Origin of the sequence: Rathayibacter sp. Leaf299, from assembly GCF_001423055.1 — a bacterium.
GTDB classification, from domain to species: Bacteria; Actinomycetota; Actinomycetes; order Actinomycetales; family Microbacteriaceae; genus Rathayibacter; species Rathayibacter caricis.
The window spans coordinates 518844-534837 of the sequence record NZ_LMNT01000002.1 but is presented as its reverse complement, the minus strand read 5'-3'; the positions used below and the strand labels follow the sequence as shown (position 1 = coordinate 534837).

Here is a 15994-nt window from a genome sequence, read left to right as displayed (position 1 = left end):
CTCCGACTGCAGAAGAGGTGGGGAAGGTGACGAGTCTACGAGTCGGAACCGTGACGGGGCTCGGAGAGGGCTGCCAGGACGTAGCGGAGGACGGGCTCGTAGAGGTGGACGGCGAGCCCGTCGTCGATCGGGACGACGACCTCGATCGAGCCCTGCGCCTCGGCCACGAACACCGCGGGGTCGTTGCAGTCGGCGATCGCGATCGTCGGCAGGCCCCGGCGGCCGGCGGCGCCCGCCCAGCCGTGATCGGCGACGACGAGGTCGGGGCGGATGCCGAGGGCGTCGAGCCGGTCGAGCAGCGCGTTCATCGGCTCGGGCGAGTGCGTGTGCATCAGGCTGCCGCCGCGGTAGACGCAGGTGACGCCGCCGGTGCACCAGAGGAACTGGTGCTCGTCGGCGAGCGGCACGCGGATGCGGTCGGCCGCCGCGAACGGGAGGGTGTTGACGTCGAGGACGCGCGCGCCCGCCTCGGTCGCGGCCGACGCCAGCCGCCGGTAGAGGTCCATCAGGGTCGCCGGGTGGGCGGTGGCGAAGAGGATCAGGTCACCGCGGCGGACGGACTCGGCGAAGCGGCGGCGGTACGCGTCGAGGCGGGCGACGGTGAGGGTCGCGTCGATGCGGTCCTGCCCGCTCTCGAACGCGGGGTCCGTGCTGATGCCGACGCGCTCGCCCATCAGCGCGAGCAGCTGCGGCAGGTCCCAGTGCTCGGCGACGTCGACGCCGTACAGGTGGGCGGGATCGCGCGCGGCGAGCTTGCGCAGGTTGCCGAGGTTGCTCGAGCGGTCGGTGAGCACGGCCCCGGTCAGGAGGGTGGAGTCGAGGACGGCGGCGAGGTCGGGATCGTCGGTGCGCATCGTCGCCAGGATATCGGGTGTTGACTTACCGAACAGTAGCGATATATCTTTACTGCATCGCCGACAGATCGAAGAGCACTCGCTCCGAGACGGGCGATCGGATTCCGGAAGGCGTCCACACGACCGAGAGCAGAGCAGACATGCACCCCAGGAACTTCTTCCCCGACCACGACTCCCCGCGCCACGACGGCGCGCAGCACGACTCCGGCCGCTCCGGCCACGACCACCCCGGCCGCCGTGAGCGCCGCGGCCCCGGCGGCCACGGACGCGGCTTCGGTCCCGGCTTCGGCTTCGGCCCCGGCTTCGGCGGCCCCTTCGGCGGCCCCGGCCGCGGCGGAGGACGCGCCCGCCGCGGCGACGTCCGCGCGGCCCTCCTCTCCCTCCTCGCCGAGACGACCTCGAACGGCTACGGCCTGATCAAGGCGATCGCCGAGAAGACCGGCGACGCCTGGCGCCCCAGCCCCGGCTCCGTCTACCCCACCCTCCAGCAGCTCGTCGACGAGGGCCTGATCACGGCCGTCGGCGAGGGCCGCGGCACGGAGTACCAGCTCACCGACGCGGGCGGCACCTACGTGCGCGAGCACGCCGACGAGCTCGCCGCCGCGTGGGAGGCGACTCCCGGTGCAAGCGACAGCGCCCGCGCGTTCATGGAGAACGTCGGCAAGCTGATGGAAGTGATCCAGCAGTTCCGCGGGGCGAGCGACGCCCAGCGCGCCGCGGCCTCCGAGAAGCTGGACGAGGCGCGCCGAGCGCTGTACCTCATCCTCGCGGACTGACCGGACTCGGCGTCAGAGGGCCGCGTCCGCCAGCCGGGCGAGGCCCTCGTCGAGCGTCACGGCCGGCGCCCACCGCAGATCGGCGCGGGTGCGGCGCTGGTCGAACCAGTGCGCGGTCGAGAGCTGCTCGGCGAGGAACCGGGTCATCGGAGGCTCGTCCTCGCCCGGGCGCACCGCCCAGATCCGCTCGACGAGCGAGCCGGCGACGCGCGCGACGGAGGCGGGCACCGACCAGCGCGGCGGCTCGACTCCGGAGGCGCGGCAGATGCCCGCGAGCAGCTCGGCGACCGGGCGCGGCTCGCCGTTCGTGACCACGTAGGCCTGCCCGTGCACCTCGGGGGCCCGGTCGAAGGCGGCGACGATCGCCGAGGCGGCGTTGTCGAGGTAGGTCGAGTCGATCAGGGCCTGCCCGTCGCCCAGGAGCGGCAGGCGCCCGGCGCGCGCCCGCTCGACGATGCGGGCCACGAGCTGCGTGTCACCGGGACCCCACACCAGGTGCGGCCGCACCGCGACCACGGCGAATCCGGGGGCGTCGGCGGCGAGGGCGAGCAGCTCGCCTCGCGCCTTGGTTCGGGCGTAGTCGCCGCGCGCGTGCTCGGGGTCGGCCGGCTCCGCGTCGTCCCCCGTGATGGAGGATCCCGCGTGGGCCACCGACGGCGACGACACCTGCACGAAGCGCTCCACTCCGGCCCGTCGGGCGGCGGCGAGGAGGCGGCGCACGCCGTCGACGTTCACGCGGTCGAAGTCCCCCGGGTCGCCGGCGAGCGACACCTTGGCGGCCAGGTGGACGACGCCGTCGACGCCCTCGAGCGCCTCCGCCACCGCACGGGGGTCGGTCAGCGAGCCGCGCGCGTCCTCGACCCCGGCGACTCCGGAGGGGCGGCGCTGGAAGGTGCGGACCTCGTGGCCCTGCGCGGCGAGGAGGGCGGCGACCGCTCCTCCGAGCAGCCCGCTCGCTCCCGTGACCAGGACCGTCACGGTGCCGTCATCCGTCCGCCGGCGAGGATCGCACCCGCCCAGCGCGAGAGCGCCGCACGGTCGATCTTGGAGTTGTGCCGGATGTCCGTGGGCAGCGCCGGCACGACCAGCACGGCGGCGACGGGAGCGTCGACCGCGGCCCGGATGTCGGCCGCGAGCTGCGGGTCGGCGAGGCGCGTGCGCGCGACGGCGTCCCTCCGCTCGACGACGGCGACGAGCTGCGCGGTGCCGCGCGGGCCGACGCCGACGATCGCGGCGCGGGCGACCGCGGCGACGCGCGCCTCGATCCGCTGCTCGGGGCCGACGGGAGTGACGACGCCCTCGGCGGTCACGACGACGTGCGGCAGTCGGCCCTCGACCCACAGCCGGCCGTCGGAGTCGACGCGCCCGACGTCGCCGGTGCGGTGCCAGCGCTCACCGGGCACGGCGCCGATGCGCGCGGCCCGGTCGGTCAGCCAGAGCCGCTCGTAGTGGTCCTCGACGTGTCCGGCCGAGACCACGATCTCGCCGGTCGCGCCGACCAGCTCGTCGAAGGAGTCGGCGGCGCGGCCGTCGGCGTCGAGCGGAGCGATGCGCACGCGCACGCCCGCCGCGGGCACGCCCACGCAGACGCCGCCGCGGGGGTCGTCGTCGGTGGCGGCCTCGCGGATGCCCTCGAGCGACGCGTCGGTGAGGAGCAGCCCCTCGGTCATGCCGTAGGGGGTGCGCGCCGACGCGTTCGGCATCAGCGCCTGCGCCTGCGCGAGCAGGCCCTCGGATACGGGTGCTCCGGCCGAGAGGAAGGTCCGCACCTCCGCGAGGACCCGGCGATCGTCGGAGGTGAGCTCCTCCGCGGTGGCGACCACGTTCGCGAGCGCCGCGGGCGAGAGGAACACGACGGTCGCCTCGACCTGCGCGGCGGCCGACGCGACCGCGGTGGCCGTCAGCGTGCGCGGTGCCGTGACCTCCATGTCAGGAGTTGCGGAGCGGGCGCCGAGCGCGGGGCCCAGCAGGGCGAACGGGGCGAACCCGGCGACGAGCCCGGTCCCGGGGCCGATGCCGTACTGCCGAGCCAGGGCGTCGCGGACGCCGGCGAGCTGGCGGTGCGTGTAGACGACGCCCTTCGCCGGCCCTGTCGAGCCCGAGGTGAAGAGGATCGCGGCGACGTCGTCCGCCGCGGGCGCCTCGGCGAGCAGCTCGGGATCGGCGGCGAGCTCGGCGCGGCCCAGCTCGATCAGCTGGCCGATCGAGGAGTCGACGCCGAGGGCCGCCGCGGACGCGCGCGGGAGCGTCTGCGTCGAGACGCGTCCGCCCGGCCAGCCGAGGGCGCGCGCGACCGTCAGGCCCGGGAGAGCGCCGACCACGAGATCCGGCCAGGCACCGCGGACGGCGCGGGTGAGGCCCTTCAGGCCCAGCCCGGCGTCGGCGACGACCACGACGGCTCCGATGCGCAGGCACGCGTAGAGCAGCGCGGTGAGATCCGCACCCGGCGGCACCAGGAGCGAGACGCGGTCGCCCGGGCGCACGCCCGAGGCGCGGAGCCCCGCGGCCAGCTCGTGCACCCGGCGTGAGAGCAGTCGCCAGGAGACGCGGCGCGGGCCGTCGCCGCTCGGCGGGGCCATCTCGACGAGCGCGAGACCGTCGTCGTCGGCGTGCGTCTCGAGGTGACGCCAGAGCGGCTCGATCGGCGCCGTCGGACGACGGACGTCCGGAGCGGCTCCCGTCTCGGAGAAGGCGTCGCCGAGCCAGGTCAGCACGGCCGGGGCGTAGTCGACGTCCTCGGCGACGAGGTGGCCGGCGCCCTCGAAGCGGTGCACCTGCGCGTGCGGCAGGCGGGTGACGAGGTCGTCGAGGTAGCGGTCCGAGAAGATCGGGTCGAGCGGGCCCCAGAGCAACAGCGCGGGGACGGCGAGCTCCGCGACGCCGCCCGCGATGCGGGTCAGCTCGCCGTGGCTCGGGTGCGCGGCGTCCACCGGGATGTCGGCGACGAATCCGCCGACCCCGCCCCGTCGCTCCGCTCCTCGATAGGGGGCGCGGTACCCCTCCTTGACGGCGGCGGGCAGCGCCGGATGCGCGATCGCGAGCGTGGTCTCGAGGAACGCCGGGGTGCCGACCGTGGAGGCGCCGAGGATCCCCGAGGCGAGCGCCAGGCGCAGCGGCGCGGGGATCGGCTCGCCGTCGGGCTGGTGCACGGCGGTGTTGAGCAGCATCACGGCCGAGAGCGCGTCGGGGTGGTCGACGGCCCAGCCGAGCGAGACGACTCCTCCCCAGTCGTGTCCGAGGGTGACGACCTCGCGATCGAGGCCCAGGACGTCGGTGAGGTTCGACAGCTCGCGGACCCTGTCGGCGAGGGTGTGCAGCGCGCCGGAGCGCTCCGAGAAGCCCATCTCGAGCTGGTCGACGGCGACGACGCGCCAGGCGGGCCCGCCGCTCCGTGCGGTCTCGAGGGTGGCGGCGGCGAGGCGGCGCCAGAGGTAGGACCAGGTCGGGTTGCCGTGCACGCAGAGGATCGTGCCGACGGGCTCGGTGCCGAGGGCGTCGAGCGTGTCGAGCAGGTGCCAGCGCCGGGTCGCGCCGTGCGCGTCCGGAGCGTCGACGAGCCGCGACCACGACGGGTCGAGCCCCTCCAGCCCGGGCGGCGGCAGCTGCGCCGGCGCGGTGGAGCCGAGCGCGGAGCGGATCCGCGCGGCCGGATGGGTGCCGGCGGTCGGGGTCACCAGGCGATCTCGAGCATCGCGGTGTTGATGCCCGAGCCCACGCCCATCAGCAGCACGCGGTGGCCGGGCTGCAGGGTCTTCGACTCCTGCGCGAGGGTGATCGGGATGGAGGCGGGGCCGACGTTGCCGAGCGTCGCGTAGGTCGTGGGGACGCGATCGCGGTCCAGGCCCACGGCCTTCACCAGCGCGCTCGTGTGCACCTCGGACACCTGATGCATGATGTAGCGGTCCATGCCGCTCCACTTCCAGTCGCGCTTCGCCTCCTTCCAGGCGGAGACGACGAGCTCCATGCCGCCCTTGAGCAGGGCCTTCGCGTCGGTGAACATGCCGTCGACGCTGCCGACGCAGAGCTCGTTGAACTGGGTCGCGGCGCGGGTGATGCCGCCGAGGAGGCGGTGCCCCTTGGGATGCGCGTCGGCGGGGCCGAGGATGGCGGCCGCCGCGCCCGACCCGAGGGTGAGGCTGGCGAACTCGCTCATGAAGTCCTTGCGCGAGACGCCGTCGCGGCTCAAGCGCTCGATGGTGTTGACCTGGATCTCGTCGGCGTCCTCGCCGTCGATGATCATCGCGTAGCGGATCTGGCCGGAGTCGATCAGCTGCGCCGCGAGCGTCATGCCGCTGACGAAGCCCAGGCAGGCGTTGGCGATGTCGAAGTTGATCGCCGACGACGGCAGGCCGAGGCCGTGGTGCAGGCGCACGGCGACGGAGGGCTCGAGGTGCTTGCGGGTGACGGAGGTGTTGATGATGAGGCCGATCTGATCCGGCCGCACCCCCGCCTCCTCGAGCGCGCGACGGCCGGCGTCGATCGCCGCGGCGTCGAAGGTCTGACCGGCGCCCCAGTTGCGGCGCTCGTGCACTCCGGCGACCCGCTGGAGGAGACCGGTGGGCAGCCGCAGCCGCTTCAGGGCCGGCGCCAGGCGCGCGTCGATCTCCTCGGAGGTCGTGACGTTCGGAGCGATCGTGGTCGCGACGGACAGCAACGCGACGTTGCGGTGCGTGGTCGTTGCGTTTCCGTCCAACGGAACTCCCTGTCGAGTTGTCGATCGTGGCAGGTGCCGCGATGATTTTACGCTTTCGTTCACTCCGTGAATCCTGGACGGCGGCTGGGTGCGAGGGGAACCCCCTCCGACCCGCCTCTCCCCCGTCCCCGCGCGGATCGCGGCCGACGGCCACACCGGGAGCCCGCTGTCAACCTCCCCGGACGCGACGGCTCAGGTGCCCATCGCCCACGGCTCGCGGTCGCCCCGCAGCCGTGCGGCGAGCGCCATCGCCTGCTCGTCGGTCAGCGTGGCGACGTAGTCGACGATGCCACGAGCGCGGCCCAGCCGCTGCAGCGACTCCGGATCCACGCGCGGCCTCCCGCGCTCCCCCGCGGGCAGCCACTCGGGCCGGTCGGCGCGCAGGCGGAAGTACCCGTCGGTGGCGAGCTCGATGAGGTCGAGCAGCTTCTGCGGCGCGCGCGAGCCGTCGCGCGGGTCGTCGAGCCAGTCGTCGAGGTGGGTGACGAGCGTCTCGAGCACGCGGGACTGACCGCGCTGGTAGGTCGCGAAGTCGGGGCGGTCGATGACGAAGCGGGTGTGCACGAACTTCAGCACGGCCACGTCGTGCCAGGCGTCCGGGAGCAGCGACACGTGCCCCGATCGGACGTTCGGCTCGGCGAGCACCAGCACCGAGCGCTGCAGTCGGCCGATCCAGGACGACACGAACGCCTCGATCGCCCGCTCCGTGCGGGTGGAGCCGTCGAACGGCACCGCGAGCAGTCCCTCCACGAGCTCGGTCGACACCCGCTCGACGGAGGAGCGGAAGTGCTCGTCGCTCGCGATCCACGGGTCGCGGGCGACGAGCCGGCGCCGCAGCATCTCGAGCGAGTGCCCGGGCGCGCGGGCCCAGAGCTCGCCCGCGTCGAGAGCGGCGAGCGCGTTCTGCTCGCGGAGGAACGCGCGGAACTCGACGGCGACCGCGGCCTGCTGGAGCACTCCGGCCCGGTAGAAGTCGTCGAGGTCGTGCAGGGAGTAGGCGATGTCGTCGGCGACGTCCATCACCGAGCACTCGAGCGTCTGCTGCCACGGGGCGATGGCCTCGAAGACGCCCCGCGCATCGAGCAGGTCGTCGAGATCGAGGGTGTAGGCCGAGAACTTGGGCGGCGCGGTCTCCCACCGGCTCGCGGTCGAGCCGCGCGGCAGCTCGGTGGGGTCGGCCGACTCGATGTCCGGCCGGCAGACGGTCCTGCCCCAGGGGTACTTCAGGACCGCGGCGCGGGAGGCGGCGGTCAGATTGAGCCCGGCCTCGACGGTCTCGCAGACGTCGAGCTCCGACAGGATCCGGAAGGACTGCGCGTTGCCCTCGAAGCCCTCCTCGAGCCCGAGCCGCTCGCGCGCGAGGCGGTCGAGCGCCTGCTCGCCGAGGTGGCCGAACGGAGGGTGCCCCAGATCGTGCGCGCTCGCCGCGGCCTGCACGACCACCGGGTCGCAGCCGCCGAGCCGCTCGACGAGGTCGCGCTGGCCCGGGTCGGTGGTGGTCAGCTGCATGGCGATCGCCCGCGCGACGGCGGTGACCTTGATGGAGTGGGTCAGCCGGTTGTGCACGACCTGCCCGACCCCCGAGGGCGAGATGACCTGGGTGACGGCGGAGAGCCGCGCGAAGTAGGGCGAGAAGCGGATCCGCTCGAGGTCGACCCGGTACTCGGGGAAGTCCTCGCCCGTGGCGAAGCGGTCGACGGGCTCGGGGATGCGGCGGTCGGTGCGGCGATCGCGGTGGTGCCGGTCGCGGCCGCTCTGCTCGCCTGTGCCGCTCTGCTCGACGGCGCCGCCCCGCTCGACGGTGCCGCTGTTCTCGACGGTGCTCTGCTGGGCCTCCATCCCGCTCACCCTAGACGAGGGTCGGGTCGACGTCGGGACGCCCCCGGGGGCCGAGCGCCGTGAAGACCGCCGCCGCGAGCACGGCGCCGAGCACGTAGGCGACGAGGTCGAGCCAGGCGAAGGTCGTGCCGAGGACCAGGCGCAGCGGCGGCCACTGCTCGACGAGCCGCGCGGCGACTCCGATCGCCTGCAGCTGCTCCATCGCGATCGACCAGGCGAGCGCGATGCCCGCGGCGGGCACGCCCGCGAGTCGCGGGAGGCACGCCGCCACCAGGAGCGCGACCAGGACGACGTAGAGGACGCCGCCCGCCAGATCGGCCGGCAGCCCGACGAGGAGGAAGCGGAGGGCGAGGCCGAGCGCCAGGGCCGCCACGGCGGCGAGCAGGTACGGCGCCCGGGCCCTCACCGGCCGCTCCCGGGCCGGGCCGCGAGCAGCCGGTCGTGAGCGCGGAGAAAGGAGCGGTCGTCGGCGACGGTCCAGCCGAGCGGACCGGGCGAGGCGACGACGAGGGGCACGAGCACGGTGCGTCGGCGACGGCGGCCCGGGGCGAGCACTCCCAGGGCGAGGGCGCGCACCCGCCGGGCGCCGAGGGCGACCGTCGCGACCTGCACCGAGACCACGTCCTCCCAGAGCGCGATGCGGAGCGAGTCGGAGCGCTCGGCGGCGAGCGCCGGCCCGTCGGAGCCCAGCACGACGACCGAGACCGGGTCGGGGCGCCTCGCGGCGGCGGGGGCGGCGGCCCGGCGCAGCGAGCGCTCGAGCTCGCGGGCGCCCAGGATCGTGAAGCCCTCGCCCACGTCGGCCAGCTCGGCGAGTCGGCGCTGCCGGGCGGGAGCGGCGTGGTGGATGCGTGCCCGGACGCTCTCGCGCATGCGCAGCAGCTCGCCGGGCGAGGTGAGCAGCCCGGTGGGCTCGAACCGCGTGCGCGGCGGGAGCGGCGCGGCCCGCACGGGACCCCGGGTCGACTCCCGGGTCGGAGCGCCCCACGGCGGCGGTGCACCTGCGTCCACGTCCCCTCCTCCGGTTGCGCTGTCCCTTCCGATTCTCCCCCGCCGTCCCGCGTCTTGCCCGGGAGCCCGCTCCGACCTACGATGGGAGTACCCCCCTGGGGTATCCCATCACCACGGCGCCGACCCCGCCGTCACCACGAGGAGCACAGGCATGACCACTCGACTCGACCTCGGCCTGACCGCGAAGACGACCGCGGAGGCGCCGTCCGGCGGCTCCTGCGGCTGCGGCGCGACCGGCGGCTGCGCCTGCGGCGGCCACGGCGGATCGCACGGCGCCTCGACCTCGATGGCCGCCCCCTCCGTGCAGACCTTCGGCGTCGCCGGCATGACCTGCGAGCACTGCGTCCGCAGCGTCACGGAGGAGCTCGCCGCGTACCCCGAGGTCACCGGCGTCGACGTCTCGCTCTCCCCCGAGGGCGTCTCGGCCGTCACCGTCGGCTCGCTCCGCCCGCTCGGCCGCGAGGAGATCGCGGCCGCCGTCGCGGACGCCGGCTACCGCCTCGCACCCCTCTCCTGACGTGCCCTCGCCCGACGCGCCCGGATCGTCCGGCACGACCGCTCCCGGTGCGCTGGAGCTCGCGATCGGCGGCATGACCTGCGCGTCGTGCGTCGCCCGGGTCGAGAAGCGCCTCGTCGCACTGCCCGGAGTCACGGCCACCGTGAACCTCGCGCTCGAGCGCGCCACGGTCGTGCTGCCCGAGGGCACGACGGCCGCGGACGCGATCGCCGCGGTGGAGGCGGCGGGCTACACGGCCACGGTACCCACCCGCGAGAGCGCCGAGCCGGCCGCCTCGGACCCCGCCGATCTCGAGCGCCGCACCCTCCGCACCCGCCTGGGCGTCTCGGCCCTGCTCGCCGCGCCCGTCGTCCTGCTGTCGATGATCCCTCCGCTGCAGTTCGCGAACTGGCAGTGGCTGTGCCTGGCGCTCGCGGCCCCGGTGGCCGTCTGGGGCGCCTGGCCGTTCCACCGGAACGCGGTGAAGGCGCTGCGGCACGGCTCCACGACGATGGACACGCTGATCAGCCTCGGCGTGCTCGCCGCGTTCGGCTGGTCGCTGTACGCCCTCTTCCTCGGCGACGCGGGTCGAGCCGGGATGAGCATGCCGTTCGAGCTGCTCGGCTCGCGCTCGGGCCACGACGAGATCTACCTCGAGGTCGCGGCGGCGGTGCCGGTCTTCGTCCTCGCGGGCCGCTCCCTCGAGGCCCGCTCGAAGCGCGACGCCGGAGCGGCGCTGCGCGCCCTGCTCGACCTCGGCGCGAAGGACGCGGTGCGCCTGGCCGCAGACGGCTCCGAGGAGCGCGTCCCCGCCGCGTCGCTCGCGGTCGGCGACAGGATCCGCGTCCGCCCCGGCGAGGTCGTGGCCGCCGACGGCAGCGTGCTCGAGGGGTCGAGCGCGATCGACGCGAGCATGCTCACGGGCGAGAGCGTGCCGGTCGAGGTGGGCCCGGGCTCCGCCGTCGCGGGCGGCGTGCTCAACGCCCACGGCGTGCTCACCGTGCGGGTCGACCGCGTCGGCTCCGACACCGTCCTCGCCCGGATGGGCCGCCTCGTCTCGGAGGCCCAGGCCGGCAAGGCGCGGGTGCAGCGGCTCGCCGACCGCGTCTCCTCGGTCTTCGTGCCCGTCGTCGTCGTGCTGGCGCTCGCCACCCTCGTCGGCTGGCTGCTCACCGGCGCCGACCTCGCGGCGGCCGTCTCGCCCGCCGTCGCCGTGCTGGTCGTCGCCTGCCCGTGCGCGCTGGGCCTCGCCACTCCGACCGCGGTGCTCGTCGGCACCGGCCGCGGCGCGCAGCTGGGCATCCTGATCCGCGGACCCGAGGTCCTCGAGGCCGGCCGCCGGATCGACACGGTCGTGTTCGACAAGACCGGCACCCTGACCACCGGCGCCTTCGAGGTCGTCGAGTCCAGCGGCGACGAAGCGCTGCGGATGCTCGCCGCCGTCGAGCGCGGCTCGGAGCACCCGCTCGCGGCGGCACTGGTCCGGGGCGCCGAGCAGCGCGGCCTGGACGTGCCCGAGGCGAGCGGGTTCCGCGCCAGCGCCGGCTTCGGCGTCCGCGCCCGCGTCGAGGGCCGACTCGTGGTCGCCGGCCGCCTCCGCTGGCTCGAGGAGCAGTGGGGCTTCGCGCCCGGAGCGCTCGCCGAGCAGGCCGAGCGGGCCGGAGGCAGCGGAGGGACCGTGGTCGGCGTGGGCTGGGACGGCGAGCTCCGCGGTCTGGCGGTGCTGCGCGACGAGCCGCGACCCGAGGCCGCCCGCGCCGTGGCGTCGCTCCGCTCCCGCGGGCTCCGCGTGCTGCTGCTCACCGGCGACAACCCCCGCGCGGCCGCCGCGGCCGCCTCGGCCGTCGGCATCGACGAGGTGATCGCAGAGGTGCTCCCGGAGGAGAAGCTCGCGGTCGTGGAGCGCCTGCGCTCCGAGGGCCGCAGCGTCGCGCTCGTGGGCGACGGAGTGAACGACGCGGCAGCCCTCGCCGCGGCCGATCTGGGCATCGCGATGGGCGCCGGGACCGACGCCGCGATCGAGGCGAGCGACGTCACGCTCGTCGGCGACGACCTCGCCCGGGTGCCCGACGCGCTCCGGCTGGGCAGGAGGACCCTCGGGATCATCCGCGGCAACCTCTTCTGGGCCTTCGCGTACAACGTCGCGGCGATCCCGCTCGCGATGGCCGGAGTGCTCGGCCCGCTCGTCGCCGGCGCGGCGATGGCGTTCTCGAGCATGTTCGTGGTGCTCAACAGCCTGCGCCTGCGCGGCTTCCGGGCGCAGGGCTGAGCACAGGGGCCGGGTGCCCGCCGGCGGACCCTGGCGCTCCCGACTCCGCCGTGATCGACTGGGACGATGCGCACCGAGACCCGTCAGGGCGTCCCCCTCCTCCTCGTCGACGACGACGGTCCCGCCCTCTCCACCCCCGAGGACGCGCTCGCGCTCGTCGGCGGCAGCTACGAGGTCGAGGTCGAGACGGTCGTCGTGCCGGTCGGGCGTCTGGATCCCGAGTTCTTCCACCTGCGCTCGGGGATCGCGGGCGGCTTCGTGCAGACACTCGTCGACTACCGCAAGCGCCTCGTGGTCGTCGGAGACATCACGGCGGCGGTCTCGGAGTCGAGCGCCTTCCACGACTTCGTCGTCGAGTCCAACGGCGGCGACCACCTCTGGTTCGTGCCGGCGCTGGACGCTCTGGACGAGCGCCTGGACCGCACCATCAGTCCCGACCAGCCGGGCGCCGAGGGCGGGGTCGAGCCGACCCCGGGGCGCTGATGGCCCTCCTCGTCCCGGACGCCACCGGCGCTCCCCCGCGCCTCGACGGACCGGTCCGCCTCCTGCTGCTCGCCGACACGCACCTGCCCAAGCGGGCGAAGGAGCTGCCCGAGGAGGTCTGGCGCGCCGTCGACGAGTCCGATCTGGTGGTGCACGCGGGCGACTGGGTCGACGAGGCGAGCCTCGACGCTCTCGAGGCCCGCGCGCCGCGGCTGCTCGCCGTCTGGGGCAACAACGATCCGGAGGCGCTGCGCGCCCGCCTGCCCGAGGTCGCCCACGCGGTCGTCGGCGGTCTGCGCGTCGCGGTGATCCACGAGACGGGTGCCGCGAGCGGTCGGGAGGCGCGGGCCGACGCCGCGCACCCCGATGTCGACCTGCTCGTCTTCGGCCACAGCCACATCCCCTGGGACTCGATGAGTCCGGGCGGCCTGCGCCTGCTCAATCCGGGCTCGCCGACGGATCGACGCCGCCAACCGGCCTGCACCTACCTCACCGCGGTCGCCGAGGCCGGCGCACTGCACGACGTCCGGCTCGTGGAGCTGCCGCCGCGGGCGCCGGCCGTGCCGCGAACCGCGGCGTCCCCCTAGTCCCGCCTCCTCGACAGCTCGCGCAGCAGGCTCCGCGGGGCGGGGCTGCCCGGTGTGCCCAGCAGCTCGCTCAGCCCGCGCGTGCCCCCCTCCGCGAAGGCCCGGCGCTGCCGAGCGGCGCCCGTGCCGAGACGGGCCAGCCGCTCCAGTCCGTCGTCCACCGCCTCCGCGTCGCCGAGGTCGTGCAGAGCCCCGTCGATCCACTCGCGCAGCTCGGCCACGACCTCGGCGGCCGGCAGGGCGCGGCCCTCGCCGGGCGAGAGCAGGGTGCCGTCGAGACCGAACCGGCCCGCGTGCCAGAGGGCCGCGTCCAGCAGCTCGGGGGCGATCGGCGAGCACGGCTCCCCGCCCTCGGCCCGGTCGAGCGCCGAGCGCACGAGAGCGCGGCAGATCCCCGCGATCAGCACGGCGTCGGCCGCGTCGAGCTGCGCATCCGCGACCCGGATCTCGAGCGTCGGGTAGCGCGACGAGAGCCGCGCCTGCCAGGCGATCGCTCCGCGGTCGACCGTCGCCCCGAGGCCGATCAGCGCGCGCTCGCGGCGGTCGTAGTCGTCGGCGCTCGCGAACCGCGGCGGGCATCCGGCGGTCGACCACCGGCGCAGCGCCACGCTCCGCCAGCTGCCGAAGCCGGTGTCGGCCTCCGAGCGGAACGGCGAGTTGACCGACAGCGCGAGCACCGTCGGCAGCCAGATCCGGAGCCGGTTGAGCGCCGCCACTCCCGCGTCGCGGCCGGGGACCTCGACGTGCACGTGCAGCGCCTGCACCCGGTGCTCGTCGATCAGCGCGCCCATCCGCTCCCCTACTGCTCGGTAGCGCGGCTCCGGAGAGAGCGCCGGCTGCCCCGACGACGCGAACGGCACCCCCACGCCGGCCGCGAGAGCGTCGAACGCCGCGGCCGTCGCGGTCAGCCGGGAGCGGAACCTCGACAGGCAGGAGTGCGCCTCGGCGAGACTCCGCAGCACCGGCGAGGTGAACTCGAGCTGGCAGGCGAGGAACTCGCGGCCGAGGCACCCGCCGAAGTTCGGGTCGCCGAAGAACTCGGAGTAGACCGCGTTCCCCAGGTCCAGCGGATGCAGGCCGGTGGCGTCCAGCAGGACGAACTCCTCCTCGATTCCGAAGCCGAGCACGGTGCCTCCCGATCGCCGGACCCCGCGACCACGTCGTCGCTCGGGGGGCCCGATGACGCGACGCTAAGCGACGCCCGTCGGGTTCGGGGAGGGCCTTGACGAACCCCCGCGCGCTCGCTCCGGGACGTTTCGCGAGCCCGGCGCAAGGGGGTGGCAGCGAAGTATGGTCCGCCTAAGCTCACTGAGATGACCGGTTCGCACGACAACCCCGACACCGCGCACCTCCGCCCGGCCGGGCTCGACGACGCCACCGTCGCCGCACTGGGCAAGCTCTCGGAGGCGCTCGAGACCGTCGAGCACGCCCGCGGCCTCCTCTACGGTTTCCACCGCCTGACCGGAGCCGCCGACCTCGCGCTCGGCGAGGCCGTCGACGCGTTCCGCGAGGCGGGGCACGACGACGTCGCCCAACGCCTCGAGTCGCAGCTGGTCGGCCGCAACGTCATCGAGGGCCGCTGGACCTTCCAGATCGTCGAGGACTACGACGACACCTACTACAGCGCGTTCCGCGAGCAGGAGCGCGCCGCCCGCGACGAGCTCGCCGAGGGCCGCCGCCACCTCTTCGAGTCCGAGATGAAGGAGGACCGCCGCACGACGGGCCGCCGTCACCACGAGTCCCGACCGGAGAGCACATGAACGCCGTCATCCGGATGCACGCCGCCTCGCTGCGCGTCAAGGCGGTCACCCCCGGTCGCTCCTCGCGCGGTGGCGGCCCGGAGCAGGAGGACACGATGAGACGCACGGTCCTCAGCATCGACGGACGCCGCTTCCTGCTGAGCCTGGAGCTCGACACGGAGGCCCTCGAGAAGCGCCTCGTCCAAGCGGTCCGCGATCACGGCGACATGGTGAGCTTCACCGTTGCCGGCGAGCGCGAGGTCTGCGTCCTGGTCTCCCCCGGAGTCGCCGTGATCCTCGAGCACGAGGACGTGCCGGCCGAGGACCCGGACGCCGAGGACGCGCCGTTCCACTACGACGACGTCGAGTACCTGAGCTAGAGGACGCCGGGGGCGCCGCCCTCAGATCGCCCCGGTCGAGGCCCACAGGTGGAACGCGGCGTGCGCGCGATGCGGCCGCCACTGCTCCGACAGCGCGTCGGCGACCGCGGTCGTCACCCCGCCCAGGGCGCGCCGCAGCACGAGGTCGCCCGCGGGGAACGCATCGGGGTCGCCGAGGAACCGCAGCGCGAGGTAGTCGGCCGTCCACGGGCCGATCCCCGGGATCGCGAGCAGCGCCCGCCGCTGCTGCGGCAGGTCGGCGTCGGGGTCGAGCACCAGCCCGTCCGCGAACGCGCTCGCGACGGCCCGCACGGTGCGCGCCCGGGCGTTCGTGACTCCGACGGCCGAGCGCAGCTCCTCGAGCGGCACCGCCAGGAGGGCGTCCGGAGTCGGGAACGACCGCAGCCCCGCCTCGCCGGCACCGCCGAAGGCCGCGACCACCCGGCCGCCGAAGGTCCGCGCCGCCGCGACCGACACCTGCTGGCCGAGCACCGCGACGACCGCGGCCTCGAGCGCCTCGGGATACCGGACGGCGCGCAGCCCCGGCCGCGCGGCGACGGAGGGCGCGAGCAGCGGATCGACGGACAGCGAGTGGCCGATCGCCTCGACGTCGGAGTCGAGATCGAGCCAGGCCCGCACGAGCGCCGCCGCAGCGTCGAGGGCGTCGGCCTCGGCGGTGACGCGGGCGCCCCAGCCCGTCGGCTCGAGCCCGACGAGCCGCGGGCGACCGCCGATGCTCAGCAGCCGCTCGAGCCGGCGGCCGCCGTCGGCGACCCGCTCGGCTCCGGGCAGCGCGTGGTTCCGGAGGAGGTTCGCGGTCGCCGGGAGGTCGACCGGCCCGTTCGCCCGCAGCTCGAGGGTGCGCAC

16 protein-coding genes are annotated in these 15994 nt (G+C 75.1%); 7 read left to right on the top strand and 9 right to left on the bottom strand.

Features of this window, described 5'->3' with window-relative positions; all coding sequences use genetic code 11:
- Window positions 1–35 precede the first annotated feature (35 nt).
- Window positions 36–854 (bottom strand): phosphatase, encoded by an 819-nt coding sequence (locus tag ASF48_RS09720; protein ID WP_055790356.1) that lies wholly within the window; start codon window positions 852–854, stop codon window positions 36–38.
- 140 nt (window positions 855–994) lie between these two features.
- Between ASF48_RS09720 and ASF48_RS09715 the strand changes: the two genes are divergently transcribed.
- Window positions 995–1630: a PadR family transcriptional regulator gene (locus ASF48_RS09715; RefSeq protein WP_055790353.1), complete on the top strand. Its 636-nt coding sequence runs from the start codon at window positions 995–997 to the stop codon at window positions 1628–1630.
- Window positions 1631–1642: 12 nt separating this feature from the next.
- Here the strand turns inward: ASF48_RS09715 and ASF48_RS09710 are convergent, their stop codons facing one another.
- The 6 genes from ASF48_RS09710 to ASF48_RS19655 form a co-directional block, all read right to left on the bottom strand.
- Window positions 1643–2608: an NAD-dependent epimerase/dehydratase family protein gene (locus ASF48_RS09710; protein ID WP_055790350.1), complete on the bottom strand. Its 966-nt coding sequence runs from the start codon at window positions 2606–2608 to the stop codon at window positions 1643–1645.
- Window positions 2605–5304 carry an alpha/beta fold hydrolase gene (locus ASF48_RS09705; protein WP_442965568.1) on the bottom strand — a complete coding sequence of 900 codons (2700 nt, stop codon included), beginning with the start codon at window positions 5302–5304 and terminating at the stop codon, window positions 2605–2607. The genes ASF48_RS09710 and ASF48_RS09705 overlap by 4 nt, the downstream gene beginning before the upstream one ends.
- Window positions 5301–6323 carry a 3-oxoacyl-ACP synthase III gene (locus tag ASF48_RS09700; RefSeq protein WP_055790347.1) on the bottom strand — a complete coding sequence of 341 codons (1023 nt, stop codon included), beginning with the start codon at window positions 6321–6323 and terminating at the stop codon, window positions 5301–5303. The genes ASF48_RS09705 and ASF48_RS09700 overlap by 4 nt, the downstream gene beginning before the upstream one ends.
- A 192-nt stretch (window positions 6324–6515) precedes the next feature.
- Window positions 6516–8162, bottom strand: coding sequence for a deoxyguanosinetriphosphate triphosphohydrolase family protein (locus ASF48_RS09695; protein ID WP_082481200.1), 1647 nt, complete (start codon window positions 8160–8162; stop codon window positions 6516–6518).
- Between the two features lie 10 nt (window positions 8163–8172).
- Window positions 8173–8568 (bottom strand): DUF2809 domain-containing protein, encoded by a 396-nt coding sequence (locus ASF48_RS19660; protein ID WP_055790344.1) that lies wholly within the window; start codon window positions 8566–8568, stop codon window positions 8173–8175.
- Window positions 8565–9173: a hypothetical protein gene (locus tag ASF48_RS19655; RefSeq protein WP_055790341.1), complete on the bottom strand. Its 609-nt coding sequence runs from the start codon at window positions 9171–9173 to the stop codon at window positions 8565–8567. Before ASF48_RS19655 ends, ASF48_RS19660 begins: the two co-directional genes overlap by 4 nt.
- Window positions 9174–9324: 151 nt before the next feature.
- Here ASF48_RS19655 and ASF48_RS19915 point away from each other — a divergent pair, with 151 nt between their 5' ends.
- The 4 genes from ASF48_RS19915 (at window position 9325) to ASF48_RS09665 (ending at window position 13008) form a co-directional block, all read left to right on the top strand.
- Window positions 9325–9690 (top strand): heavy-metal-associated domain-containing protein, encoded by a 366-nt coding sequence (locus tag ASF48_RS19915; RefSeq protein WP_235577225.1) that lies wholly within the window; start codon window positions 9325–9327, stop codon window positions 9688–9690.
- Between the two features lie 73 nt (window positions 9691–9763).
- Window positions 9764–11938 (top strand): heavy metal translocating P-type ATPase, encoded by a 2175-nt coding sequence (locus ASF48_RS09675; RefSeq protein WP_055791495.1) that lies wholly within the window; start codon window positions 9764–9766, stop codon window positions 11936–11938.
- 66 nt (window positions 11939–12004) lie between these two features.
- Window positions 12005–12421, top strand: coding sequence for a DUF4180 domain-containing protein (locus ASF48_RS09670; protein WP_055790338.1), 417 nt, complete (start codon window positions 12005–12007; stop codon window positions 12419–12421).
- Complete coding sequence (locus ASF48_RS09665; protein ID WP_055790335.1) at window positions 12421–13008, top strand: metallophosphoesterase family protein; 588 nt, start codon at window positions 12421–12423, stop codon at window positions 13006–13008. The genes ASF48_RS09670 and ASF48_RS09665 overlap by 1 nt, the downstream gene beginning before the upstream one ends.
- Here ASF48_RS09665 and ASF48_RS09660 read toward each other — a convergent pair.
- Window positions 13005–14135: a carboxylate-amine ligase gene (locus ASF48_RS09660; protein ID WP_055790332.1), complete on the bottom strand. Its 1131-nt coding sequence runs from the start codon at window positions 14133–14135 to the stop codon at window positions 13005–13007. The two genes, ASF48_RS09665 and ASF48_RS09660, sit on opposite strands and share 4 nt — an antisense overlap.
- 186 nt (window positions 14136–14321) lie before the next feature.
- On the opposite strand from ASF48_RS09660, the gene ASF48_RS09655 reads away from it, so the two are divergent.
- Together ASF48_RS09655 and ASF48_RS09650 are read left to right on the top strand one after the other, a co-directional pair.
- Complete coding sequence (locus ASF48_RS09655; RefSeq protein ID WP_055790329.1) at window positions 14322–14768, top strand: hypothetical protein; 447 nt, start codon at window positions 14322–14324, stop codon at window positions 14766–14768.
- Window positions 14765–15127: a hypothetical protein gene (locus ASF48_RS09650; protein WP_055790326.1), complete on the top strand. Its 363-nt coding sequence runs from the start codon at window positions 14765–14767 to the stop codon at window positions 15125–15127. Before ASF48_RS09655 ends, ASF48_RS09650 begins: the two co-directional genes overlap by 4 nt.
- Window positions 15128–15148: 21 nt before the next feature.
- Here the strand turns inward: ASF48_RS09650 and ASF48_RS09645 are convergent, their stop codons facing one another.
- Window positions 15149–15994 (bottom strand): DNA-3-methyladenine glycosylase family protein, encoded by an 846-nt coding sequence (locus tag ASF48_RS09645; protein WP_157603130.1) that lies wholly within the window; start codon window positions 15992–15994, stop codon window positions 15149–15151.